This is a genomic window from Paenibacillus sp. ALJ109b, assembly GCF_010747435.1.
Classification (GTDB): domain Bacteria; phylum Bacillota; class Bacilli; order Paenibacillales; family Paenibacillaceae; genus Paenibacillus; species Paenibacillus taichungensis.
The window spans coordinates 55,497-79,546 of sequence record NZ_JAAIFP010000007.1 but is presented as its reverse complement, the minus strand read 5'-3'; the positions used below and the strand labels follow the sequence as shown (position 1 = coordinate 79,546).

The window sequence follows — 24,050 nt, the reverse complement described above, 5'->3', positions numbered from 1 at the left end:
ATTATAGTATGCTACATGAGTGACATACTCATACACTAACATACTTACATAAATAAAAAAATACTTGCCAAAGGGAGCACCAGAAGTATGACAAATAGATAACGGGGAGAGAAGAATTTATGAAAACTTTAATCGAATTTAAAAGCGTAACGAAAGAATACAAAATTGGCGAAGTGCCGATTAAGGCGCTGAACGGCGTTGACTTTTCCATCAACGAGGGCGAATTCGTCGTTGTTCTAGGTGCAAGCGGAGCAGGCAAAAGCACGATTCTGAATATACTTGGTGGCATGGATACGGCCACCTCGGGTAGAGTGACTGTTGGCGATAAGGATATTACTAGCTTCAACGAGAAGAAGCTTACGGGATATCGCGCCGAGAAGGTAGGATTTGTCTTTCAATTCTATAACTTAATTCCCAATTTGAATGCCTTAGAAAACGTTGAATTTGCCACTGAAGTATGTAAAAACCATCTGGATGCCAAAGAGATATTAAATAAAGTCGGCTTAAATCATCGTATAAAAAACTTCCCGTCCCAGCTCTCCGGAGGAGAACAGCAGCGAGTTGCTATAGCACGAGCCGTTGCAAAGAACCCTTTGCTATTGCTATGCGATGAGCCGACTGGTGCGTTGGATTATGTAACTGGCAAGTCTGTTTTGAAGCTGCTTCAGGATTTGAATACGGAAACGAAAAAATGTGTTGTGCTGGTCACGCATAACTCCGCGATTGTGCCGATGGCGGATAAAATCATTCGGGTGAAAAGCGGAAAAATCGAAAGCGTAACGGTCAATGAGCATAAACAAAGCGTTGAAGGGATTGAGTGGTGATGAAATTATTCAAAAAATTGATAAGGGATATCAAGCAATCGATCGGTCAATTTCTGGCCTTTGTATTGGTTATCACCATAGGCGCTTTTTTCTACACGGGGTTGGTTACGTTAAGCAATAATCTTAGCTCTTATACGAAGGAATACTTTCAAACACATAATTTAAGTGACTTGAACGTCTACTATGACCAAATTTCCAGGCAGGACACGTCGGATTTGGGTGAAATCGAAGGGATAAACAAGGTTGAAGGACGGTATACCTTTGATGCGACGCAATCTTTTGGCGATACGAAAGCGACCTTAAAGATCCACTCGATCCCCGCCAACAATATCATTAATACGCCTACGATAATTGAAGGCAACATTCCGTCTCGCAAGGATCAAATCTTGCTTGATTCCCATTACGCCAGGGAACATCAGTACAGAGTCGGGGATCAAATAAAGTTAAGCGTCAATAACGAGGATGTGGCATTCACCATTAGTGGACTGGGCGAAAATGTAGAATATACCAAAAAGAACGAAACTCAGGACCATAAAAATTCCGGATTCGCATATGTGGCTGAAGCGGGAATTCCACGAATCGTAGGTAGCCTTTATTATAATGAGGTTTTGATCGATGCGGAAGAAGGGTACAATGTAGACCGATTAGGCCGAAACGTTGAAGCGCATTCCAAAAATTTCTCTTATGTAAGCCAAATAAGTAAAGACCGAACATTCAGTTACTCGCAGCTCCAACAAACAGTCTATAACAATAAATTGATGAGTAAGGTTATTCCGCTAGTTCTCTTTATAATCGAAGCGATCATTCTTTTCCTCACCATGTCTCGGATCATCGATTCGCAAAGGAACCAGGTAGGAATTATGAAGGCGTTAGGAGTGAAGAACAGCAGCATCATGCTCCATTACATGGGGTTCCCGATACTGGTCGGTATCATAGGTTCCATTCTTGGTTGTATCGTTTCGTCAATCATATTTGTTCCAATGATTGAGGCGTCAAATGCTAGATCCTACTCGTTGCCGAACATAACATTCTCCTTATCTCCCTTCTCGATCATTATGCCTATCCTATTCTCGAGTGCATTCGGCATGCTGGCTTGTTACTTGAGCGGCATAGGTATTCTGCGAGAACACGCAGCACAGGCGATGAGGCCCAAACCGCCGAGGAAGATGAAAAAACTGCTTATTGAACGGCTTCCGAAAATGTGGGGACGTATTTCCTATAGCAATAAACTCATTTTGAGAAACATCTTTCTTAATAAGCAAAAGGCGATAGCAAGCTCCGTAGGCGTTGTGGTGAGCACGGTGTTATTGATCACTGCTTTCGGGACGCAAACGTCTTTGCAGAGGGTGGCCGACCAGATCGAAGAGGTAAATACCTATGATTTGAAGGTTGAATACACGAGGGGAGCAGCATTAGAGAAGGTGGAGCTACCCACCGGGATTGAAAGCAGCTATTATCAATCGACCTTTCCCGTGGAATTCGCCAAGGGCGATGATCATGAGAACGCCACGTTGACCGTTACGGAGAAGGACAACGCTCTTATTCAATTTTTCGACGAGAAAGACAATCCGATGACACTTATGGACAATGGCGTGCTGATACCCAAATCGTATGCAAATCAATATAAAGTTACGATAGGGGACACGATCCAAATTCGATTCACCGATCCGTCGTTTGAAAATAAAACGGTTGATATGAAGGTTACGCAAATATCCAATCAATATTCCAATCCATCTTTCTTTTGTTCGATAGCGTATCTGAATAGATTTGACATCGACTATAAGCCAACATCGATTCTAGTAAAAGCCAACAATGCCGCAGAGCTTCCTAACGTTCGACAGTTTTTTGAACAAGATAACCAGGTAGATACAATCGCGGATAAAGATGATTTGAAAAAAACTGCACAATTTATTATGAAGCAAAATAGTTTTATCTTCATTATGTTTATCATTAGTGCTGTTATTCTTTCGTTCGGCGCCATCTACACCATATCCTCCATCAACATTTATGAAAGAAATCGCGAGCTGGCTACTCTTAAGGTATTGGGTTATCAAAAAAACAAAATAAATCGACTTATCTTTTCCGAGAATATGATACTCACCACCTTTGCGGTCATTATAGCTCTGCCGATCAGCGTATACATGTATTCGATTATTATTGAGGCCTTGTCGAGTACCCATCAACAAATCCCAGATCAAATAAATATGTTTGTTATGCTGGTATCAATCATTATTGCATTTTTACTTACCGGGCTCTCTAACTTGATGCTTCGGAGAAAGGTATCCCGAATTAATATGATTGAATCGTTAAAAAGTTTAGAATAAATCGGGCAGTAAAGAGTGGGTTATTGCCAATTATATAAAAAACGACAAGTGTGAATTGATTCCACACATAGTAAGTCGTCCTTCAAATATGTATTGATGCCTATTGGAAAATTATCGGTCAATTTTCAGTAAAACACTGCAAGCCTTCGAGCTACAGTGTTTTTTACTATATCCACCTAAGTATTTGTTTGTCATTCATATAACCAGGTTTAAGCAGACCTATGGCTGGTTAAGGGCTTAGAGTTTCTGGGGTAGATAGGAGCCAAAAAGGGAAATTGCTGCATCAGCGCTATAACCATCATCGCCTTGCCAGGTAGCGGCAAAGTGGAAGTCGCTGTACCCACCTCTGCTTTTTCGTGGCGTATCCTGCGGCACAAGCAGACCGGATGCACTCCAGATTTCGAGGATGGCGTCGCGTTCCTGTTTGCTCGAAGGAAATAAGCCTTTCCAGCGTTTCTCCAACCCGCGTGCGCTGTCATGAGGCTCGCAGGTTTGCGCTGCTTCAAGCATGCTCACAAGTATAGCGATGTCTGTGTCAGTCACTTCATAGATGGCTTCCTTGCTAGCCAGCAGTAGATCCAGATCCATCAGGCAGTATAACAGGTTGTTGTGGCGGACTCCGCCCCATTTCACCCGTTCAAAGTTCAATACATTCAGATCCACGTCCGTGTACGTCTTGTCGGATTGCAGTCGAAGGAAGTTACAATCCCCGCAGGAGCTGGTGTTGGCATGTAGTGCGCGGCGTTCCTCGTAGGTATGCAAAGGCAGTTGCGATGTTAGAGTCCAGCTGGAAAGAGCGCTGCGAAGGTAAACTTTTTTGGTGGATAAACTGTGTAAAAATGCTGATACTACCCGTCGCTTGATGGAGTTGTCCTGATGAATCTTATGCAAACGTGCGACGATTTCATCATGGGTAATGGTCAGTGGATCGAACATGACACCACTGCTTTTGGCATATTCAAAGTCATCCCCCGAGAAGGGAGCAGATATTGTTTTCCAGCCGCCGCTTCCCCAGAAGGTGCCTAGAAGAATTTTTGCTGCTTTTTTATCCAAGAAATAAACCTCCTTTATACAATCGATAAGATGATGGATCGCATGATTCAAGCTTCGTTTTCCTTAATGTACATATTCCGCGGTTGTATTCAGAATCAGTTCAACAAGACCGGGAAAACGGGAGTTCAAGTCTTCCTTTCGTAGAGAATAAAAGTGCTGTTTACCTTCAATGCGAGGCCGGATAAGGCCTGCTTCACGCAAAATTTTGATGTGATGAGATAACGTTGATTTGGAAATATGGTCCACTTCGAAGGCGGAACAGTTTTTCTCGCCAGAGCTGGCCAGACAGTGTGCAATTTTCATCCGTACCGGATCACCGAGTGCGTTGCAGACTGTGGTCAGATTCAATTCCGAAGCCATAGGTATCGTTGGAGTTTTCATATCTATGACGGTAGCATATTCGACAATCTCTTTCAATGTTTGATTTTTTTCGAACTGAGGGTTGTTCTGGGGACGGAAAGTGTGGTACATTTCATCCCAGTTAGTTTGAAACTTTTCGAACTGAAATCCAAATCGGCTTGTATACCTCAGGAGGAATACCCATGACTACCTTGTTAAACAACTATTTCCGTTTATTTGATGCTTCCCGTACAGACGAACGCGCGATGCAGGATCTCTTGTCCCTGTTTACACCGGATGCAGAGATTATGCTTAATGGAACCAGCAGAACAGGATTCGATGGTTTTATGAAAGCTTTCTATGAATACAATAGCGATGTGAAACATATGTGGGACGAGTGGAAGCTTCAACCGGATGGCAGCTATCAAACGAACTGGGCGGTATGTGGACAAGCTGCGGACGGAACGGTGTATGCCAAAACAGGCATCGATATCGCTCGTGTGAATGAGGCAGGACAGATTGTATATTTGGAAAATGTGCAAGCAGATAAGGATGCATTCAGCAAATATAATGGATGATTGCAATAATTAGGATATGGATGCATACATTCTTTTGTATTTCTTCTTAGTGAAATACTTCGTTATCTATCTTGCATATCATGTCACCGTTGCTAATGGTGCTATGGGCAATGCACCTATGGTACTTGAAGTATTTGTACAAAAAAGTACATGAAGAAGGGTCACCCCATATGTCATAGACATAGTGGGATGGCCCTCTTTAACGTGCAGCGATTCGTTGTCGTATCAACTCACTTCTGCATCGTTTTATTCTGAAAAGCAGCGATATCGGCATACTCCTCTTCAAACTTGCGGGAGATACGGATGAAGATCGGCAGCAGTTCGCGATAGATGCGAACGCTATCTGGGTCTGGCTGATGCCGATGGGTCGATCCAATCATGCCGGAGACGGCGCTGAGGGAATCGATGCGGCCAAGAGCATAAAGCCCTAATACAGCTGCCCCAAGGCAGGAGCTCTCGATACTCTCGGGAATGATGACATCCTGGTCAAAAATATCAGCCATCATCTGGCGCCACAGCTCAGAGCGGGCGAAGCCGCCTGTCGCCTGAATCTTTTTGGGACGTCCGATTTTCTCTTCAATCGCCAGCATGACGGTGTACAGGTTAAACAAGACACCTTCGAGAGCAGCACGAATCATATGCTCCTTCTTATGATGCAGCGTCAGGCCGAAGAATGAACCGCGTGCATTCGGATTCCAGAGGGGGGCCCGCTCACCCGTCATGTACGGATGGAACAGCAGGCCTTCCGAGCCTGGAGGTACATTTTCGGCGACTCGGGTCAATACTTCATACGGATCAATTCCGAGTCGTTTCGCTGTCTCTACCTCGGATGCCGCAAACTCATCCCGAATCCAACGGAATATAACCCCGCCATTGTTGACTGGACCGCCAATCACCCACGCATCCTCAGTGAGCGCATAACAGAAGAAGCGCCCTTTCGGATCAGTGACCGGCTTGTCCACGACGGTACGAATCGCTCCGCTTGTCCCTATGGTAACCGCTACGACGCCTGGATCAATGGCATTAACACCCAGGTTGGAGAGCACGCCGTCACTTGCCCCAATGACAAATGGCGTTGAATCCGCAATACCCATCTCCTTGGCATACTCAGGATTCAAGCCTTTCTTAAGTACATGTGTCGTCGGCACAAGGCGGGACAGGTGATCCGGAGTGATGCCTGCGACATGGAGAGCTTCCTCGTCCCAGTCAAGCTTTTCGAGATTCATCATTCCCGTAGCAGAAGCCATAGAGTGGTCAATTACATACTCGGAGAACAATTTATAAAATACGTATTCTTTCATTGAAATAAATTTGTGCGTCTGTTTGAACAGTTCCGGTTGATCTCTGGTTAGCCACATGATTTTGGTCAGAGGTGACATCGGATGAATCGGCGTACCTGTTCTCAAATAGATTTCGTGACCGTTCATTTCGGTTTTGAGTGCTTCCGTCCACTCGGCACTGCGATTGTCTGCCCAAGTCATCGCCCGCATCAGTGGTTTGCCATGTTCATCAACAGGCAGAATGCTGTGCATGGCTGAACTGAACGATACAAACAGGATTTCATCCGGTTTGATGCCCGCTTTGAAGGTCGCTTGTTTAACTGATTCTACTACGGCTTTGAAAATATCTTCTGCATCCTGCTCTGCAATCGCAGGAGTAGGGGTATACAGCGGGTAATCGGCACTGCCTTGAGCCACAATGGTTCCGTTCTCTTCAAACAGGACGGCCTTGGTGGAGGTAGTGCCGATATCTACGCCGATCATATAGGGTGAAGAAGCCATTTTGTCATCCCTCTTTCTTGAATATATAAGTGAAATGAATGCTGTCTATTCATCCAACTTATATGGCATCTGGTATTTATCTATAGATAAGAATATCAGACTTGAGGGATGGATCAAAATGCGCTATCCCTAATCCTTTACAGCTCCTGCGGCAATATCGGAGATAAACTGGCGGCTGATGAACAGGAACATTACGATCAGCGGAATAACAGCCAGCAATGTACCCGCGATAACCATCGCGTAATCCGTATTGTACAGTCCGTTTAATTGAGACAACGCAATCTGCAGCGTATACTTTCGTGCATCCGTCAGGACGATCAGGGGCCAGAGATAATCATTCCATACGCCAATAAATGTGAACGCACCGAGGAAAGCAAACGCAGGCCGCAGAATGGGCAACGCTACATTCCAATAGAGCCGGAAAAAATTACAGCCATCGATGCGCCCGGCATCCAGCAGATCATTCGGTATGGACTCCGTGGCATATTGGCGAATCCAGAAGATGCCGAAGGCGTTCACCATGCCCGGAATAATGAGGGCTTTGAAGGAACCGACCCATCCGAACGTCGCCATGAGCACGAAGGAAGGGACCAGCGACAGCTGGGAAGGCACCATCATGGTGGCGAGCAGCAGGACGAAGAGCCATTTTTTACCCGGGAATTCAAACTTCGCAAACGCAAACCCTGCCAGTGAATCAAAAAACAGTACCAGTACCGTCACCAAGCCCGACACAAACAACGTATTCATGAATGCGCCCCAGAAGTCAATCTGCTGAAGCACCCGACTGATATTATTCCACAGTTCGCCTCCGAACCAGAGCTGAGGTGGGAACTTATAAATGTCGGACGTCGTCCGGGTAGACATTACAATCAGCCAATAGAACGGGAACATGGAAATGAGCATGCCCCCGATAAGACCGATATACAACACCAGCGATTTGAGAGATTTGGACGTCATGAGCGCTCCCCCCTTGTCACATCAGGATGACTTGCCTTGAACGAGCTTCCAGTTCACAATCGAGAACAGGGCGATAATGAGGAACATGCCCCAACCAACCGCAGCACCGTAGCCGAAGTAGTTATTAATGAAAGATTCGCGGTAAAGGTACAATACAATGGTCATCCCGGCTGCACCTGCGCCGCCATCGTTACCCACGAGAATTTGTGGCTCGGTGAATAGCTGCATGCCGCCGATCGTTGATGTGATTACAGTGAACAGAATGACGGGACGCAGCATTGGAATCGTAATTCGGAAAAAAGACTGTATCCCGGATGCCCCGTCAATCTTGGCAGCCTCGTACAATGTCTGCGGGATGCTCTGAAGTCCGGCCAGATAGATGACTGCGTTATATCCTGTCCAGCGCCAGACCACCATGGAGGAGATTGCCACTTTGATGCCCCATGGCGCGTTCAGCCACTCCACCACTGGAAGCCCGACGGACTGGAGCAGATAGTTGAGAAACCCGTAGTTGTTGGCAAACAGGGCACCAAAGATAATGGCGACGGCCACGATGGACGTCACGTTCGGCAGGAAATAACCCACCCGAAACAGCGTACGGAACTTCACAAAAGGTGCATGCAGCAGAAACGCAATGATTAGGGCAAAGAACAGCATCGGGATGGTGGAATAAATCCAGATCATGAACGTGTTGCCCACCGCTTGCCAGAATTCAGCATCGGTCAGCATATATTTAAAGTTGTTTAGTCCGTTATAGGTCATCACACCAATGCCATCCCATTTGTGGAAGGCCAGATATAAGGAAAAACCGATTGGAAACAGTCCAAACACGGCAAACAGAATGTAAAACGGGGAGATCGCTACATAGAGTGCACGATGTTCCCACATCCGGGACAAGAGTGATTTCTGCCGATCCAAATCCGGACTTACCTTCCCCTGATCCGGAGTGAGGCGAGGTTCGGTTACAGCCATATGAATTCCTCCTTTGCGGATTGCCATCTCATTAGAGTGTCTGAATTAACGCTGTAACTCCCGCTCAACACGGTGAACCGTATCAGGCCAGACCTGCTCCGGGTTGGCATTTTGCTTCGCAATATCATTCAGCCGCCGAGTAATGATGTTGTGCACCGAAGGGTATCGTTCACCAAAGAAAGCCTCGGGCACATGCTGTGCCGATTCGGCAAATACAGGCCCTGTTGCCTGTCCGCCGAAGAAGGGTTCTTCTTCTTTCATCGCCGGTGTATCGAACACACCAGGTGCCGAAGGAAACAGGTTCAACGTCTTATATTGTTCAAGCTGGTTATCCGGGCTTTGCAGCCACTGGATGACTTCGAACGCTTCTTTTGGATGTTTGCTTGACTTCAAAATGGACAGGAATGATCCACCGTTATTGCCGTCTCCACCAGGAGCGCGAGTGACTCGCCATTGGCCAGAAGTATCCGGCGCGGCTTCCTGCAGTACCTGCTTCATCCAGACGGCTCCCACAAAGGAAGCAATCTCACCATTATTCATCGCTGCGTTCCAGCCAGGGGTCCAGCCGTCTGCATTAGCGAGCAGCCCTTTTTGCTTGAAGGATACGGCGGTATCCCAGCTCTGCTTGACGAGTGGAGAATCCATGCCGATAAACGAGCCGTCAGGACGGAAATACCGTTCGGTTCCTTGCGATAACACTTGATTGTAAACGGTTCCAATATTGTCGGTTAGAAATACCTTGCCTCCGAACTTCTCCTTGATCTTTTCTCCTGCAGCAGAATAGGCATCCCAGTTGTTGATCTGACGAGCCACTTCTTCAGGCTCGGAAGGCAATCCGGCCTCTTTAAATAGATCTGCACGGTAGAAGAGGGCTGTCGGTCCCGTATCCATAGGGAAACCGATCATTTGTCCACCCGGTGTAACGCCTTGCTTCCATTTCCAATCCAGATATTGGTCTTCGACGTCACCTGCGCCGAGATCATACAGATTATAGAAACGGTCCTCGCTGGGAAAGAGCTCCATGATCCAATCGTTCAATGCGACAATGTCTGGCTCACCTGAGCGCGCAGCGAGTGTCGTTTTGAGTTTTGCCTTGAAATCACCACCGATTTTCTGGGCGGTCAGTTCAATATTGGGGAACTTTTCCTTGGCCTTGGCAATCAGCTTATCATCGATGGAACGATTCCAGTACCACAATGTAAGCGCTACCTTTTTGTTACTCGATGAATCGTTCTGTCCCGGCCATATGGAGCATCCGCTCACCAGCATGACACAGACTAGCAGAATGGCTGTCCAGCATGTTCTTTTCCGGCGGATCATGTGATAACCCCCTCATCGTTAAGTTCGAGGCATGAAGTGCGATGGACTACAACATAAGTGTATGAGCAGTTTATAAACTCATACCCAATATTCCTGAAATGAAACACAAATTTGTGTCGGTTACGTATCATAAATTTATTAGTTACTTTAAAAACAAAAGTTACTTGACACAATATAATTTTTATTTTAAACTTGCTTACATAAAGTAACTAATGATGATGACAATAATATAGATACGTATGATATGCAATCCAGTGATCCATTTTACGTCTGGATGCGAATCAATTCATAACCAAGATGGTTTAACAGGAGGAAATTACTAATGATTAATTCACATATTATTCAACTGCTTGCCCCCAAAATTCAGACTTTTCCGAGTGGAAAAGAATTCATTTACCTCGTTGGGCCGATTAAACTTCCGGTGAATCTGGATGGTGAGACACATACCTTCCAGTGGTACAGCTGGATGAAATCGGAGAAAGCTATGGAAAGCCGCGAGCTGATTGAATCTCTCGCTACCGCCGAACTGGCTGAACGTCAGCAATCCAGCGTATTGGTGTACGGTGAGTTTGCCGAAGCACAGGAAGCGCTGATTCGGATGCACAGCATCTGTCATACAGGCGACATCTTTGGCAGCAAACGTTGTGACTGCGGCTTCCAACTGGAGCAATCGATGAAGATGATTGCTGCCCATGGAGCAGGCGCACTCTTCTATCTGGCAAACCATGAGGGCCGTGGCATCGGTCTGTTCAGCAAAGCGATGGCTTACCTGTTGCAAGAGGAAGGTCTGGATACCGTTGATGCTAACCTGCAACTTGGATTTACAGACGATGCTCGTAATTATGATGATGCCATTGCCGTATTGCGGGCACTTCGTACAGCTCCCGTTACATTGATCACCAACAATCCACGCAAGCTCGCTGCTTTGCAGGAAGCGGGACTGAATGTGGGTGGACGTGTGCCACTGTGGGGAGATCGATCGTCCTTTAACGAAAAATATTTGCAGACCAAAGTGAGCCGTTCGGGTCACTTGGCAGAAAATGATGCATGGGCTGGTGAAGAGACCTTGCTTCCACACGCCCAAGCCTAAAAGGTTGATCCCGATCCCGATCGATCGTTCAATATGATTTTGGCATAAAGCCTGTTTGTCATACTGTCCAATAGACAGGACAATTTAAGCTGTTTGTGTATGCTCCTTCTGGGGTAAACATGAACAGCTTTTTAAGTTTAGAGAATGGAACGGCCCCGTCTCACGCCAAGAATTAATCTGACGGACCTGACTTTGCTTGCCGTTCATGGCATACGAACTATACAATATAGGCATCTGATTTATGCGGGAGGAACGAAGGTGCCATTTGAGGGACAGTATGTGTTACCGGCTGCCAAGAGCATGAAGCAGTTTGAAGCAATGATTGAAGGCCCTTACACCTATGGGGTTATGCTGGATACGCATATTGCACAGCTTCATAGTCTGCTGGAAGAAGCACGGCGACGTGGCAAGAAAATAGTACTGCATGCCGATCTGGTGCAGGGGCTGAAGAACGATGAATATGCCGCAGAGTATTTATGCCAGCATATTCGTCCGGCAGGGCTTATTTCGACGCGGGCCAGTGTAATTCAGAAGGCGAAACAGAAAGGGATTACAGCCATTCAGCGTGTTTTCCTGCTGGATACAAATGCGCTGGAGAAAAGTTATCTTTTGCTGTCCAAGACCCAACCGGATTATATTGAAGTACTGCCCGGTGTTATCCCGCATATTATTGCAGAAGTATCCATACGGACAGGTATACCCATTATTGCAGGTGGGTTGATCCGCTCAACGGAAGAGGTTGAACTGGCGCTGGAAGCCGGAGCTACCGCAGTAACCACTTCCAACATGGACCTGATTCAGCACTACAAGAAATCGCATACAGAATATAAGCAGTAATCCCACAACAGGAGGTTGTCTGTATGGAAAAATATATACTGGCCCTAGATCAGGGGACGACGAGTTCCCGGGCTATTCTGTTTAACCGGAGCGGTGAGATAGTGCATATCGCACAGCAGGAATTTCCGCAGTACTTTCCCAAGCCGGGATGGGTGGAGCAGAACGCCAATGAAATTTGGAGCTCCATTCTGGCAGTGATGGCTTCATGTCTGGCCGAAAGTGGAATCAAGCCGGTCCAGATTGCCGGCATCGGCATTACGAACCAGCGGGAAACGGTTGTGGTATGGGACAAAGAAACGGGCCGGCCCATCTATAATGCAGTAGTCTGGCAGTCCAGACAAACGGCTGATATTTGTGATGAGTTGAAGGCGAAGGGACTGGGTGACCTTTTTCATCGCAAAACAGGCTTACTCATTGACCCTTACTTCTCGGGGACCAAGGTGAAGTGGATTCTGGATCATGTGCCTGGTGCCCGAGAGCGTGCAGAGAATGGTGAGCTTCTGTTTGGTACAATCGACAGTTGGCTGATCTGGAAGCTGAGCGGTGGTACTCATGTCACTGATGTATCCAATGCTTCCCGCACATTAATGTTCAACATCTATGATCTGCAATGGGATGATGAATTGCTGCATATCTTGGACATTCCCAAAGCGATGCTGCCAGAAGTGCGCGGTTCATCCGAGGTGTACGCACATACGGTTGACTACCATTTCTTTGGCCATCGGATTCCGATTGCCGGAGCAGCAGGAGATCAACAGTCGGCATTATTCGGCCAGGGCTGTTATACAAAGGGAAGCATGAAAAATACGTACGGCACCGGCTGTTTCATGCTCATGAATACCGGTGAACAACCCGTACAATCCAACCATGGCCTGATTACAACTATTGCATGGGGCATTAATGGCAAAATCGAGTATGCGCTGGAAGGCAGTATTTTTGTCGCAGGTTCGGCGGTACAGTGGCTGCGTGACGGCTTACGGATGCTTCGTTCCTCAAAAGACAGTGAGGACTATGCGGCACGTGTACCCTCTACAGACGGCGTTTATATGGTGCCTGCATTTGTAGGTCTGGGAAGCCCTTACTGGGACAGTGAGGTTAAGGGAGCAGTGTTTGGTTTGACGCGAGGAACGACCAAAGAACACTTTATCCGTGCAACCCTGGAAGCACTGGCGTATCAGACCAAGGATGTACTGGAGGCAATGGAATCCGATTCAGGTATTCCAGTGAATGCCTTGCGCGTAGATGGGGGAGCGGCGGCCAATGATTTTCTGATGCAATTCCAGAGTGATATTCTGAATATCCCTGTGGAGCGCCCCAATGTGAACGAAACGACGGCATTAGGTGCGGCTTATCTGGCAGGACTTGCAGTAGGCTATTGGAATAGCGCGGATGAATTGGCGAATCACGAGAATACGGAACGTGTCTTCCAGCCGGTTATGGCTGAAGAAGAGCGTACAGAACTGTATGCAGGGTGGCAACGTGCAGTGAAGGCAGCTATGGTGTTCAAATGAGTGGATTAAATTTCAAATGGGTATTTGTACTTTTTCGATAAAGTTCTACAATAAATGATATTTATTGGTGGGAAATGATGCATAACTTACAGGGTTTATTTTCCTGGAGAAGAGAAAACATATACCCACTATAAGGAAAAATAAATGATTAGTGGATCAGTTTGAAATTCCATCCGCAGGCAGAACAACTTTTTGAAATTTTTTTGAATAATGTGTCATTTCAGGCCTTCACGCCGCCTTAAATGTGTGATAGGATTAAGTCACAAGTTAAAAAAATGATGTCTGGAGATCGGGAGAGACCACGTACCGCTCAGCAATTGCTGAAGCGAATGACGTGGTCTTTTTTTTGTGCTTTTGTGGGTAAAACAGAGGTAATCAATGGGAGGAATCGGGATGACAACATCGTTCTCAGCGGAAAAACGAACCGAATATCTGGATCGGATGGCGAATGCACATTTTGACATATTGATTATTGGTGGGGGAATCACGGGAGCCGGGATTGCGCTGGATGCAGCTTCCCGCGGATTGAAGACAGCACTGGTAGAAATGCAGGATTTTGCGGCAGGCACATCCAGTCGTTCGACCAAACTGGTGCATGGCGGTCTACGGTATCTGAAGCAGTTTGAAGTGAAAATGGTGGCTGAGGTGGGACGGGAGCGGGCGGTGGTGTATGAGAACGGGCCGCATGTAACAACACCCGAACCGATGCTGCTCCCCATCTATACGGCGGGTACCTTTGGACGCTTCAGCACATCCATTGGTCTGATGGTGTACGACCGGCTTGCCGGAGTGAAGCGTAGTGAACGACGCCAAATGTTAAATGCCGGTGCCGTCTCAGACAGTGAGCCTTTGCTGCGCAAGGAAGGACTGCTGGGTGGTGGACGTTATGTGGAATACCGAACGGACGATGCCCGGCTTACCATTGAAGTGATGAAGGAAGCGGTGCGGCGCGGCGCACAGGCAGTGAACTATGTGAAGGCAGCAGCATTCCTGAAGGAGAATGGGGTCATTACCGGAATTCAGGCTGTGGACCAGATCAGCGGTCAATCTTATGATTTGCGGGCAACCAAGGTGATTAATGCTTCCGGTCCATGGGTGGATGAGCTGCGCAAAATCGATGGTTCGCGCCAAGGCAAAACGTTGCAGATGACGAAAGGTATTCATTTGGTATTCGACGGTACACGTTTCCCGTTAAGGCAGGCTGTATATTTTGATACACCGGATGGACGAATGGTCTTTGCTGTCCCGCGGGATGGGAAAACCTATGTGGGAACCACAGATACCGTCTTTGAAGATGATCCCGCACACCCGTTAATCTCTGAGGCAGACCGGGATTATGTCATCGATGCCGTCAACGGCATGTTCCCGGACGTTCGAATTCGAGCTGAGGACGTGGAGTCCGGTTGGGCTGGAGTACGTCCCTTGATCCATGAGGAGGGTAAAGGGCCTTCCGAAATTTCGCGCAAGGATGAAGTGTGGGTAGCCCCTTCGGGGTTGATCACGATTGCCGGGGGAAAATTGACCGGGTACCGCAAGATGGCAGAGATGGTTGTTGATCTGGCTTCCCGCCAATTGGAGCAGGAGACGGGGAGATCCGCTGGACCATGTATTACGAAAAAGATGCCGATTTCTGGAGGCCATGTTGGTGGTTCCGCCGGATTTGGTGCGTATGCTGAACGCAAGATTAAGGATGGGGTAGCACTTGGACTCGACAGATCTACTGCGGAACGATTAGCCAGAGTGTATGGTTCCAATGTGGACGCACTGTACGAACGGATGCCTGATCCGCGGACAAAGGCCGACCTGCATGGTATGTCACAGGAGCTGCTGCTAATGCTGCGTTATGCCATTGACGAGGAGATGGCTGTGACACCGGCAGACTTTTTTGTGAGACGCACCGGAGACCTGTTTTTCCGCATTGATGAAGTCCGCCAGTATAAGGCAGTGGTTATTCAGTATATGGCTGAACACCTGGATTGGCGGGAGGAGCAAGCGATTCGGTTTGCGAATGAACTGGATCAGCTGCTCATGGAAGCATCGGGCAAAATGTAATGCAGGATTTCGCATCTGGGGGTCGAATGGAACATGTAAGCGTGTAACAAGGAGAGGGGTTTACATCTATGACTTTACAGATCGGAATCATTGGAACAGGTTGGTTCAGCAAGGTACATGCAGATATTCTGGCACGAATGGAAGGCGTTCGTGTAGCAGCTGTCTGCGGAACAACGCTGGAGAAGGCAGAGGCAATGGCTTCCGTCTATGATGCTGTTGGCTACGGTGAACTTGAACATATGCTGGATGGTGAAAAGCTGGATGCAGTCTATATCTGTGTTCCTCCGATGTCTCATGGATTGATTGAAGCTGAATTGATTCGTCGGGGTATCCCGTTCCTGGTGGAAAAGCCGCTGAGTACAGGCATGGATATTCCTCGTCAGTTGTTGGATCAGGTACAGAAGTCCGGATTGTTGACATCGGTAGGTTATCATTTCCGTTATCAGGAGGCTGCACAGGTACTGAAAGAAGCGATGAAAGAGCAGACCGTCGGCATGGCGCTTGGACGCTGGATGGGCGGAATGCCGGGAGTCGCTTGGTGGCGTCGCCAGGAAGGCTCCGGGGGACAGTTTGTGGAACAGACGACCCATATCGTGGATTTGCTGCGGTATTGTGCTGGTGAAGTGACAGAGGTATACGCTGTAGCGGCCCAACGCAGTATGCATGAAAAGCATGAGCATGTCACGGTAGCTGATGTGGCGAATGTAACGCTTAAGTTGGAGAGTGGAGCGATCGCAAGCATTGCTAACACCTGCCTGCTGCCAGATGGTGAGGGCGGTGCGGGGCTCCAGTTCTACACGGATGCCGGAGTATGGGACTGGACACCTGAACGTCTTCTTCTGCCAAGTGCTGCCCCTCATGCGATGGCAGGTCTGGAGATTCCTGCAGGGCATAACCCGTATGAGCGGGAAAATGAAGCGTTCATTCACGCCCTTCGTACCGGAGATCGTTCACGGATATTGTCAGATTATGCGGATGCCTGCCGTACACAGGAAATTACAACGGCGGCCTTGGTTTCGGCAGATTCGGGATTGCCGGTGCAGCTTCAGCCATCCAAACACCTCTCGCATTAATCCTTTATGACGTAAACAGAAATATAAACGCGTGAAAAAGACGCCTGAATCTGGACTGATCCGAAGATCAATTCAATTCAGGCGTCTTTGTGTTGTACATGAATCAGAATCTGGCTACTTAGTAGACTGCTGCTGTTTCAACCAGTCTGAGGACCAGTTGTAAATCTGATTAATGACGGGTTCAATAGCTCTGCCTTTGGGCGTCAATTCATACTCTACGCGAGGCGGAATTTCAGGATACATATGGCGGGTTACGATACCTTCCATTTCCATTTCCTTCAGACGTTCGGATAACAACCGACCGCTAATCGCCATTTCAGCTTCCAGCTCTGTGAATCGTTTGGGTCCGGATAACAGTTGGTACATGATGAGCAGTACCCATTTCTTACCGATGATATCCATGGCTTGCGTAATGAGACAGGGACTTGGTGATTTTACTTTTCTCAGCTTCAACGTGTTCACCTCGATTCAAGTAAGTAGTGATGGATTTCCTCGTATATATAAAAGTGCGTGGCTTTCTGCCGCTCTGACCAAAGTAAGGGACAATGAAGTCAAACATGTTACTACAAAATGTACTGTAACATACCTTTTGTATGTATTATACACTATTCGTCAAAAAATTACTTGAATAAATAATGTTATTATTATATACTCACTTCATAAAAGTAAGTTAATGATTATTAATATGTATAATATCAGCACATACCAACTTTGCAGTGCAAACTGCCATTTTTAAAAATAGAGTTACGTTGTAACTTTTACATAGATTGCTTTTTATAAAACAGATGGATATGGACATTCATTTTCAGGAGGATTATACATATGAACAAAGGCATAAGAATTTTGGGATATATTGCGTTGGTTGTGCTTGCAGGTATGTTTGTAATGGCAGGCTTTAACAAGGTTAGTGGAGCAGAGATGATGGTACAGACTTTCGAAGGTTTCTCCTATCCTACATGGACGATGTATCTCATTGGTGTAGTAGAGCTGCTCAGTGCGGTGGGTCTATTGATTCCTCGTACTCGTATTCTGGCTTCGGGAGTACTGACGTTTATTCTGATTGGGGCTGTGGGGAGCCATCTAATTTATGGACAATACGCAGCTGTTCCTTTCCCAGCGGTGTTGCTGGTTGCCAACATTGTCGTTCTTATTATGGGGATGCGTAAACTGGAAGCAGAAGAAATGGATATGGATCTCGTGCAGGTCTAAGAGTTACACGCTGGATTAAAGAATATTGAAAAAGATGACCACTGTGATTAAGCGGTAGTCGTCTTTTTTATGATTTATCTCTCAAAAAAAAGAAGAACCCACGGAGTTCAAAGGGTTCTCTTGCAACGGGACTTCTTGAAACGGAAGGTCTCCTGATTATAAATAATCGAATAAATTCCTATTATAGTAGTTTTTTAAGTTGGGAGACGCGTCCTTGGCTAATGCCAAGCTTTTCCGCAATTTGCTGTTGAGCCAAACCGGGATTCTGTTCAACAATTTCCTTCATCTGTTGCAGCATGCGTGCCGTCTTCGGCCGCAGGTCCGGATACTCTTGGTTGGCAGCTGTAGCCCCTTCTTCCCAAGTGGGAGACGAGACTGTGGCGGATTCGGTAGCAGGACGCTCCACGGGTGCAGGAGCCTGTTTGTTCTGAGGAACGAACCATTCGGGAGTGTCATCCGGGTGTTTTAATTGAATTGCACAAGTCCGGCAGATGAATTGCTCTTTGAAATACATTTCCGTATCCACATCACCGCAAAAAATACACAATGTTGATTTGTACTTTCTCAAAATCAACTCTTTCCCTTCAATGAAAAACTCGAGCGGATCGCCGATATGGATTTCCATCGTATCCCGCATTTCTTTGGGAAGGACAATTCGTCCAAGGCGGTCCAGAGATCTCTTCATTCCGGTTCTTTTCATCGCATCTCCCCCGCAATATTCACAATTAAAACCTGTCCTTATTGTAAGGAAGAAAGGGCTTTAATACAACAATAATATTTCAAGAAATAGGGTTAATTCCATCTATTATGGGAAAATAAGTTTGGATAGCACGGGTGCAACCGCTAATGTGAACAATGCGGCCAGTACCATGGAGATACTGGAGATGGTTCCTGTCAGTGAACTGAGCTCAAAAGCCTTGGATGTGCCTGTTCCGTGGGCACCGGTTCCAAGCAGCGTTCCACGTGCAATCTCACCATCGATACGCAGCATTTTCACAATGGATGGCCCCATAATTGCCCCCAGCAGACCGGTCATGATGACAAAAACCGCTGTAACCGCCGGAATGCCTCCAATGGTAGCCGATACATTCATCGCAATAGGGGTCGTGATTGATCTAGGGATCAAACTATGAATGAGTCCGGAGTCCAGGCGCAGCCATTTGGCGAGCAGGGCAGAAGAGAGGACCGCCACGACGGAGCCCGTCATAACGCTGAAGACGATCTCGGAAATATGTTTTTTGAGTACATGGAAAAACGTATAGAGCGGTATGGCGAAGGCCACCGTTGCCGGTTGAAGCAGCAAACTTAGCCATTTACCACCACTGCTGTAGGCTGCGTAATCCGTACCTGTTGCGAGCAGCACACCGACGACAAGAAGCGGCGTAATCAGCAGCGGAGACAGATACACTTTGGGCAGGTTACGATATATGCGTTTGGCGACCAAGTATATACCGACGGTTAACAAGAGACAGAGGAATCCAATCATCCGGTGTGACGCTCCTTTCGTTTGGCGATTCGGGTGGCAACAAGGCCTGTGCAGGCCATGACGAGAAACGTGCTAAGCAGAACAATAAATAGAATTTGCAGTCCGTCTTGCTCCAGCATGGGCATGTAGTTCATAATGCCAACGGCTGACGGAATGAAAAATAGCAGCAGCTCACCGAGCAGCCAGGCAGCTCCAATTTCGATCCAGCGCAGCTTCACGACTCGGGTCTGAAGCAAAATAAACAGCACGATCATGCCGAGTATGGAACCTGGTACAGGTAGATGGAGAGCACGGGCCAACTGGTCCATGAGCAGTGAAAAGGCCATCAAAAGCGCAACTTGCAAAATGCCAAGGCCCCATTTCTTCACTTCAATCCCTCCTTGTATAATGAATGTGATGATTTTGAGTTGTTTATGAAAATGATTCACTTGATATCACAAATTTTACATCGCATTCTTTCATGAGTAAAATGCATATTAAGAATGTTTACCATTCCATTTATCTATGAGAGATGGGGATCAGACGATGGATATCCGCCATTTGCAATATTTTCTGGAAGTTGCTCGGCAGCAAAGCTTCACCAAAGCGGCCGAAGTGCTGTTCATTACACAACCGACCATTAGCAAAACCGTCAAAAGCCTGGAAGACGAATTGGGCGTAACGCTGCTCGATCGTTATGGCAAGAAGGTAGCGTTAACGGATGCAGGCCATGTCTTTTTCCGACAGGCGCTGGAGATTGAAAAGTCATTCCGCAGCTTATCATCCGAGCTGGACGATCTAATGAATTTGAAGAAAGGACACCTTCGGATTGGTCTGCCACCGATGGTGGGGTCCAGCTTTTTCCCGATGATTATCGGTGAATTTCACAAAGCCTATCCCCAGGTGACCATTCAGCTGTTCGAGGATGGTGCGAAAAAAGTGGAGGCCGACGTGATTAGCGGTGCACTGGATATTGGCGTTGCCGTTCTTCCAACGGTGGATGAACTGGTGGATCATTTTGTTTTTGTGAAAGAGAAGCTGAATCTGCTCGTACATCCTTCGCACCCGCTTGCGGGTAAAGACTCTGTCGCGCTACGTGAACTGGAGAATGATGCATTTGTGCTGTTTCGGGAAGATTTTGCGCTGCATGACCGTATTATCGCCGCCTGTCAGCATGTGGGATTCCAGCCCCGGGTGGTGTATGAAAGCTCCCAGTGGGATCTGCTCAGTGCGATGGTAGCGGCCAATCTGGGTGTGGCGTTGCTGCCAGAGACGATCTGCCGTGAGGTGGATCATATGCGTGTGCGCATTATACCCGTGATGGAACCTGTGATTCCATGGCAGCTCGGCATGATCTGGCGGAAGGATCGATATTTATCCTTCGCAACTCGGGAGTGGATCAGTTTCACACAGTCCATGCTGAGTGAATAAGAAAATCGGTGTAAACGGGGAAGAGGAACCGGAGAGATCGTTATCTAACTCCACTGAAAGCTATAGAATCATATTAAAACGACCCTCAACACGTTTGAGGGTCGTCGCTTTTCTGTTTATTTATAAAATGAGTAATATTAATGTTCCTCTATATGAACAATAAGAGTAGCTACAGTGTCATGCTAATGTGGTTAGTGAAGCTCTGGCTGTGTTTTTTTCAAATATACACGCCAAGTAATACACCATTGTTTCGGATCGTCCAAAGATGATTCGTCATTGCGATGCACCGTGCTGTTATGCGGAGCTGATTTGACGATATCTGGCTGAGTATAGGCTTCATTTGAGATATGCTCCAGCGCATGGATATATTCGTCCAGATCCTCCTTAGAATAGGATTCCGTTGGCTCCAGTGTGAACGGCTGTGGAACAATATACGGGTGATGAGAGGTCCAGTAATGCAAGCCAAAGTCGCACATTCTCCGCGTAATATCCTCCGTCGTCACTCCAGTCTCATCCGTGAGTTGCTTCCAGCTGTAGCGGACCTGTTCTAAACGACGACCTTGGACATACGGGGCACTCGCTCCGCGTATTTGAACAATTTTATGATATAGATAGTTGTTATTCAGCACCGCCACCTGGGCGACATCTTTCAGACCGTTCGGTCCGAGGCTCATAATCCAGGCGTAGGATCGGAGTACAGTTTGGGCTACACCGTGAAAACTCCGTACCTTACCAATGCTGACTTCCGTTTGATCTCTCAAAATATAACGTCCGTCATCTTCCTTATCCACCAAAGGGCCAGGCATGAAATTCTTCAATTCTTCCGTCACACCGAGAGCGCCCGTAGCAGGACCGCCGCACATATGGGGCGCAGCAAAGGTTTTGTGAAGATTGAAAAAGCACATATCAAAACCCGCTTCCTTCGCTCGTGTAATACCGAGCAGGCCATTGGCGTTAGCCTGATCATAGTAGCAGACACCACCAGCTTCGTGCACCACATCCGTAAATTCGCGGATACGATGGTTATAGATGCCTGTGTCCTCCGGATTAGCCACAACAAATCCGGCTGTCCGCTCGGAGACAACGCTCTTCAGCTTCTCAAGGTCCGGGAATCCATCCTCGTCTGGATGCAACGTAATAATCTTATATCCCTTAACGGCAGCTGTAGCAGCTTGCGAAGGATGAGAGAAAATCGTAGTAATGATTTCATCACGTTGCTCACCTTCACCGCGCGAATCATGATAGGCGCGAACGATGGAGGCCATAGCCAGAAGTGCCTGGGTTCCGCTACTCGGCTGAAAGGAGAACGCATCCATACCCGAAATCTCTCGCATTGCCAGATCGAGATTGTGGAATATCTCCAGCATCCCCTGAACCGAATCCACATCTTGTAGCGGATGAAGCTCGGTCATACGTGGATTGCGGATAAGCATTTCGTTAATCCGGGGAATATATTTCATCGTGCAGGTTCCCTGACCAATCTCCACGTTCATATCCGATCCCAACGTTTCCTGGGATAATCTCAGATAATGCCGCAGTACCTTTGCCTGCCCGATTTCTGGCAAAGCGGGAACAGTGCGCCGCCACATGGATGCCGGTATGTTGTCTTCTGCGGAACCTACTTCAGCCGCTACAGCCGCTTCCGTTCCCGGCGGGACAACGCCCCGCTCTCCGGGCCGGTGAAGTTCAAAGATAACGGGCTCATCCCATTTCGCTTGGTGAAACTTACGAACCTTATGATCTCTGCGAATCCGTTTCATGGCATTCAGTCCTCCTCTATATGATCGTTATGATGTGCTGACAATGGAACGAAGAGTATCGACGAGTCTGTCCAAATCGGCCTGGGTATGCGTTTCCGTGACGCAGTACAGTGCACATTGACCCCATGATGGGTAGGATAATGACAGATCCTTACCACCGAAAATCCCTGTCTCCATTAATCTCTGGTTGATCTCCTCAACGGTTAGACCCGTATCATTAAAATCAACAACAAACTCTTTGAAAAAGGTGCCAGTTTCGAAGCGGAGTGACACACCTGGAATTCGTGATATCTGTTTCGCAGCGTAATGCGATTTCTGGATAATAGTGCTACCAACCTCCTGCATTCCGGCAGGACCGAGGAGAGCCAGATATACTCCTGCCGTAATGCCCCATAAAGCGGTCTGAGTTCCTACCGATTCCTTGCCTTTCTCACGAAGAGCGAATGATGTACGTTCATAGGCAACATCTCCGAAGCCATATTCGCCTTCCACTTCGGTTGGCACGATGCCAAATAACCGGGAAGGGTATTCCATGACGTATTTTTCCTCATCACGTGTTGCAATGAAGCCAGCCTGCCCACCGCCAAAGTTCATATGCATACCCAGCGGCTGTAAATCTCCGCAAATGATATCGGCCCCGTAACGGCCCGGAGGCTCCAGAACTCCAAGTGATATGGGATCAACACCTACAATAGAAATGGCATTAATCTTATGAGCCAGTTCAGATATCTCGGCACCCTGATCCTCAATGATTCCAAGATAACCTGGATTTTCAAAGTATACTGCCGCCGTATCGTCACTTAATTTGCTGCGCAGATCATTCAGATCCATTCGTCCTGTTACCTGATCGATGTCAACATACTGAATGTCCATGACTGGAGTACAATAATTACGAATAATCGCCGCCTTATCCGGGTCTACGGAACGTGGGAGCAGCACGATTTTGCGCCCTGTAATACGCCCCGCCATCCGAATCGCGGTGGAAGCCGCCTGAGCCCAGTCAAAGGTTGGTACATTTACGACATCCATGTCCACGAGTTCGGCAAGCAAGCTCTGATACTCGAATAGGGCCTGGAATCGACCATGGTCTTCATAAGGTTCTCCGGCATAGGCCGTCACGAATTCAGAACGCTGATTGATCTCATCGCATACAGCCGGGATGAAATGCTGCCAGCATCCTGCACCCAGAAAATTAAGATAATCTCCACTGTGCTTGTTTTTTGCTAACAGTCCATCAATATGTCGGCGCAGTTCATACTCGTTCATGGCTGGCGGAAGGTCCATCTCCCGCTTCAGCTTCAGGCTTTCAGGGATTGCGTCGTGGAGTTGCTCCATAGACGTTAAACCAATCTCTTTCAGCATCGCGTCCCGGACCTCCGGAACGGTATTTGGGATATAGGGATGGGCATATGTTTTGTTGTCAGCCACAATTAACGCCTCCGTTCATATGTTGGGAAAATGGTAATTCTTATCG

The 24,050-nt window shown here is 47.4% G+C and carries 22 protein-coding genes; 10 read left to right on the top strand and 12 right to left on the bottom strand.

The genetic code is table 11. The features are described 5' to 3' along the window. Window positions 1-119 precede the first annotated feature (119 nt). Both G3352_RS07990 and G3352_RS07985 read left to right on the top strand, forming a co-directional pair. Window positions 120-824 carry an ABC transporter ATP-binding protein gene (locus G3352_RS07990; protein ID WP_163755519.1) on the top strand — a complete coding sequence of 235 codons (705 nt, stop codon included), beginning with the start codon at window positions 120-122 and terminating at the stop codon, window positions 822-824. Beyond that, window positions 824-3,148 carry an ABC transporter permease gene (locus G3352_RS07985; RefSeq protein WP_163755517.1) on the top strand — a complete coding sequence of 775 codons (2,325 nt, stop codon included), beginning with the start codon at window positions 824-826 and terminating at the stop codon, window positions 3,146-3,148. The genes G3352_RS07990 and G3352_RS07985 overlap by 1 nt, the downstream gene beginning before the upstream one ends. Window positions 3,149-3,385: 237 nt before the next feature. Here G3352_RS07985 and G3352_RS07980 read toward each other — a convergent pair whose 3' ends face one another. Both G3352_RS07980 and G3352_RS07975 read right to left on the bottom strand, forming a co-directional pair. Then, the gene (locus tag G3352_RS07980) at window positions 3,386-4,201 is read right to left on the bottom strand and encodes a hypothetical protein (RefSeq protein WP_163755515.1); all 816 of its coding nucleotides are present in this window, start codon (window positions 4,199-4,201) and stop codon (window positions 3,386-3,388) included. Between the two features lie 63 nt (window positions 4,202-4,264). Beyond that, window positions 4,265-4,582, bottom strand: coding sequence for an ArsR/SmtB family transcription factor (locus tag G3352_RS07975; RefSeq protein ID WP_240342981.1), 318 nt, complete (start codon window positions 4,580-4,582; stop codon window positions 4,265-4,267). 161 nt (window positions 4,583-4,743) lie between these two features. Between G3352_RS07975 and G3352_RS07970 the strand changes: the two genes are divergently transcribed. Then, complete coding sequence (locus G3352_RS07970) at window positions 4,744-5,118, top strand: nuclear transport factor 2 family protein (protein ID WP_163755513.1); 375 nt, start codon at window positions 4,744-4,746, stop codon at window positions 5,116-5,118. A gap of 230 nt (window positions 5,119-5,348) precedes the next feature. Here G3352_RS07970 and gntK read toward each other — a convergent pair whose 3' ends face one another. The 4 genes from gntK to G3352_RS07950 all read right to left on the bottom strand — a co-directional run bounded on the left by gntK (window position 5,349) and on the right by G3352_RS07950 (window position 10,148). Next, the gene (gene gntK / locus G3352_RS07965) at window positions 5,349-6,899 is read right to left on the bottom strand and encodes a gluconokinase (protein WP_163755511.1); all 1,551 of its coding nucleotides are present in this window, start codon (window positions 6,897-6,899) and stop codon (window positions 5,349-5,351) included. Between the two features lie 129 nt (window positions 6,900-7,028). Beyond that, a complete protein-coding gene (locus G3352_RS07960; protein ID WP_072733733.1) occupies window positions 7,029-7,856 on the bottom strand; it encodes a carbohydrate ABC transporter permease in 828 nt (275 codons plus the stop codon). 21 nt (window positions 7,857-7,877) lie between these two features. Then, complete coding sequence (locus tag G3352_RS07955; protein ID WP_076287712.1) at window positions 7,878-8,744, bottom strand: carbohydrate ABC transporter permease; 867 nt, start codon at window positions 8,742-8,744, stop codon at window positions 7,878-7,880. Between the two features lie 129 nt (window positions 8,745-8,873). After that, a complete protein-coding gene (locus G3352_RS07950; protein ID WP_163755509.1) occupies window positions 8,874-10,148 on the bottom strand; it encodes an ABC transporter substrate-binding protein in 1,275 nt (424 codons plus the stop codon). A gap of 322 nt (window positions 10,149-10,470) precedes the next feature. On the opposite strand from G3352_RS07950, the gene G3352_RS07945 reads away from it, so the two are divergent. The 5 genes from G3352_RS07945 (at window position 10,471) to G3352_RS07925 (ending at window position 16,711) form a co-directional block, all read left to right on the top strand. Beyond that, a complete protein-coding gene (locus G3352_RS07945; protein WP_111619439.1) occupies window positions 10,471-11,238 on the top strand; it encodes a GTP cyclohydrolase II in 768 nt (255 codons plus the stop codon). Window positions 11,239-11,496: 258 nt separating this feature from the next. Further along, complete coding sequence (locus G3352_RS07940) at window positions 11,497-12,075, top strand: glycerol-3-phosphate responsive antiterminator (protein WP_163755507.1); 579 nt, start codon at window positions 11,497-11,499, stop codon at window positions 12,073-12,075. A gap of 23 nt (window positions 12,076-12,098) precedes the next feature. Beyond that, the gene (gene glpK, locus G3352_RS07935; protein ID WP_163755504.1) at window positions 12,099-13,586 is read left to right on the top strand and encodes a glycerol kinase GlpK; all 1,488 of its coding nucleotides are present in this window, start codon (window positions 12,099-12,101) and stop codon (window positions 13,584-13,586) included. A 393-nt stretch (window positions 13,587-13,979) separates the two neighbouring features. Further along, window positions 13,980-15,638: a glycerol-3-phosphate dehydrogenase/oxidase gene (locus G3352_RS07930; RefSeq protein WP_163755502.1), complete on the top strand. Its 1,659-nt coding sequence runs from the start codon at window positions 13,980-13,982 to the stop codon at window positions 15,636-15,638. Between the two features lie 68 nt (window positions 15,639-15,706). Further along, a complete protein-coding gene (locus G3352_RS07925) occupies window positions 15,707-16,711 on the top strand; it encodes a Gfo/Idh/MocA family protein (protein WP_163755500.1) in 1,005 nt (334 codons plus the stop codon). A gap of 114 nt (window positions 16,712-16,825) precedes the next feature. On the opposite strand, the gene G3352_RS07920 is transcribed toward G3352_RS07925, so the two are convergent. Next, window positions 16,826-17,113: a winged helix-turn-helix transcriptional regulator gene (locus tag G3352_RS07920; RefSeq protein WP_062321783.1), complete on the bottom strand. Its 288-nt coding sequence runs from the start codon at window positions 17,111-17,113 to the stop codon at window positions 16,826-16,828. Window positions 17,114-17,533: 420 nt separating this feature from the next. On the opposite strand from G3352_RS07920, the gene G3352_RS07915 reads away from it, so the two are divergent. Then, the gene (locus G3352_RS07915; RefSeq protein ID WP_163755498.1) at window positions 17,534-17,920 is read left to right on the top strand and encodes a DoxX family protein; all 387 of its coding nucleotides are present in this window, start codon (window positions 17,534-17,536) and stop codon (window positions 17,918-17,920) included. Window positions 17,921-18,101: 181 nt separating this feature from the next. Here G3352_RS07915 and G3352_RS07910 read toward each other — a convergent pair whose 3' ends face one another. The 3 genes from G3352_RS07910 to G3352_RS07900 form a co-directional block, all read right to left on the bottom strand. Beyond that, window positions 18,102-18,620, bottom strand: coding sequence for an AbrB/MazE/SpoVT family DNA-binding domain-containing protein (locus G3352_RS07910; protein WP_163755497.1), 519 nt, complete (start codon window positions 18,618-18,620; stop codon window positions 18,102-18,104). 105 nt (window positions 18,621-18,725) lie between these two features. Next, a complete protein-coding gene (locus G3352_RS07905; protein ID WP_163755495.1) occupies window positions 18,726-19,406 on the bottom strand; it encodes a CidB/LrgB family autolysis modulator in 681 nt (226 codons plus the stop codon). Continuing rightward, window positions 19,403-19,774 carry a CidA/LrgA family protein gene (locus G3352_RS07900; protein WP_063567332.1) on the bottom strand — a complete coding sequence of 124 codons (372 nt, stop codon included), beginning with the start codon at window positions 19,772-19,774 and terminating at the stop codon, window positions 19,403-19,405. Before G3352_RS07900 ends, G3352_RS07905 begins: the two co-directional genes overlap by 4 nt. Window positions 19,775-19,931: 157 nt before the next feature. Between G3352_RS07900 and cidR the strand changes: the two genes are divergently transcribed. Further along, window positions 19,932-20,816 (top strand): cidABC operon transcriptional activator CidR, encoded by an 885-nt coding sequence (gene cidR, locus G3352_RS07895; RefSeq protein WP_163756017.1) that lies wholly within the window; start codon window positions 19,932-19,934, stop codon window positions 20,814-20,816. A gap of 191 nt (window positions 20,817-21,007) precedes the next feature. On the opposite strand, the gene gcvPB is transcribed toward cidR, so the two are convergent. After that, on the bottom strand, window positions 21,008-22,576 hold the full coding sequence (gene gcvPB / locus G3352_RS07890) for an aminomethyl-transferring glycine dehydrogenase subunit GcvPB (protein ID WP_163755493.1): 1,569 nt from the start codon (window positions 22,574-22,576) through the stop codon (window positions 21,008-21,010). Between the two features lie 27 nt (window positions 22,577-22,603). Beyond that, window positions 22,604-24,004 carry an aminomethyl-transferring glycine dehydrogenase subunit GcvPA gene (gene gcvPA / locus G3352_RS07885; protein WP_163755490.1) on the bottom strand — a complete coding sequence of 467 codons (1,401 nt, stop codon included), beginning with the start codon at window positions 24,002-24,004 and terminating at the stop codon, window positions 22,604-22,606. Between the last annotated feature and the right edge of the window lie 46 nt (window positions 24,005-24,050).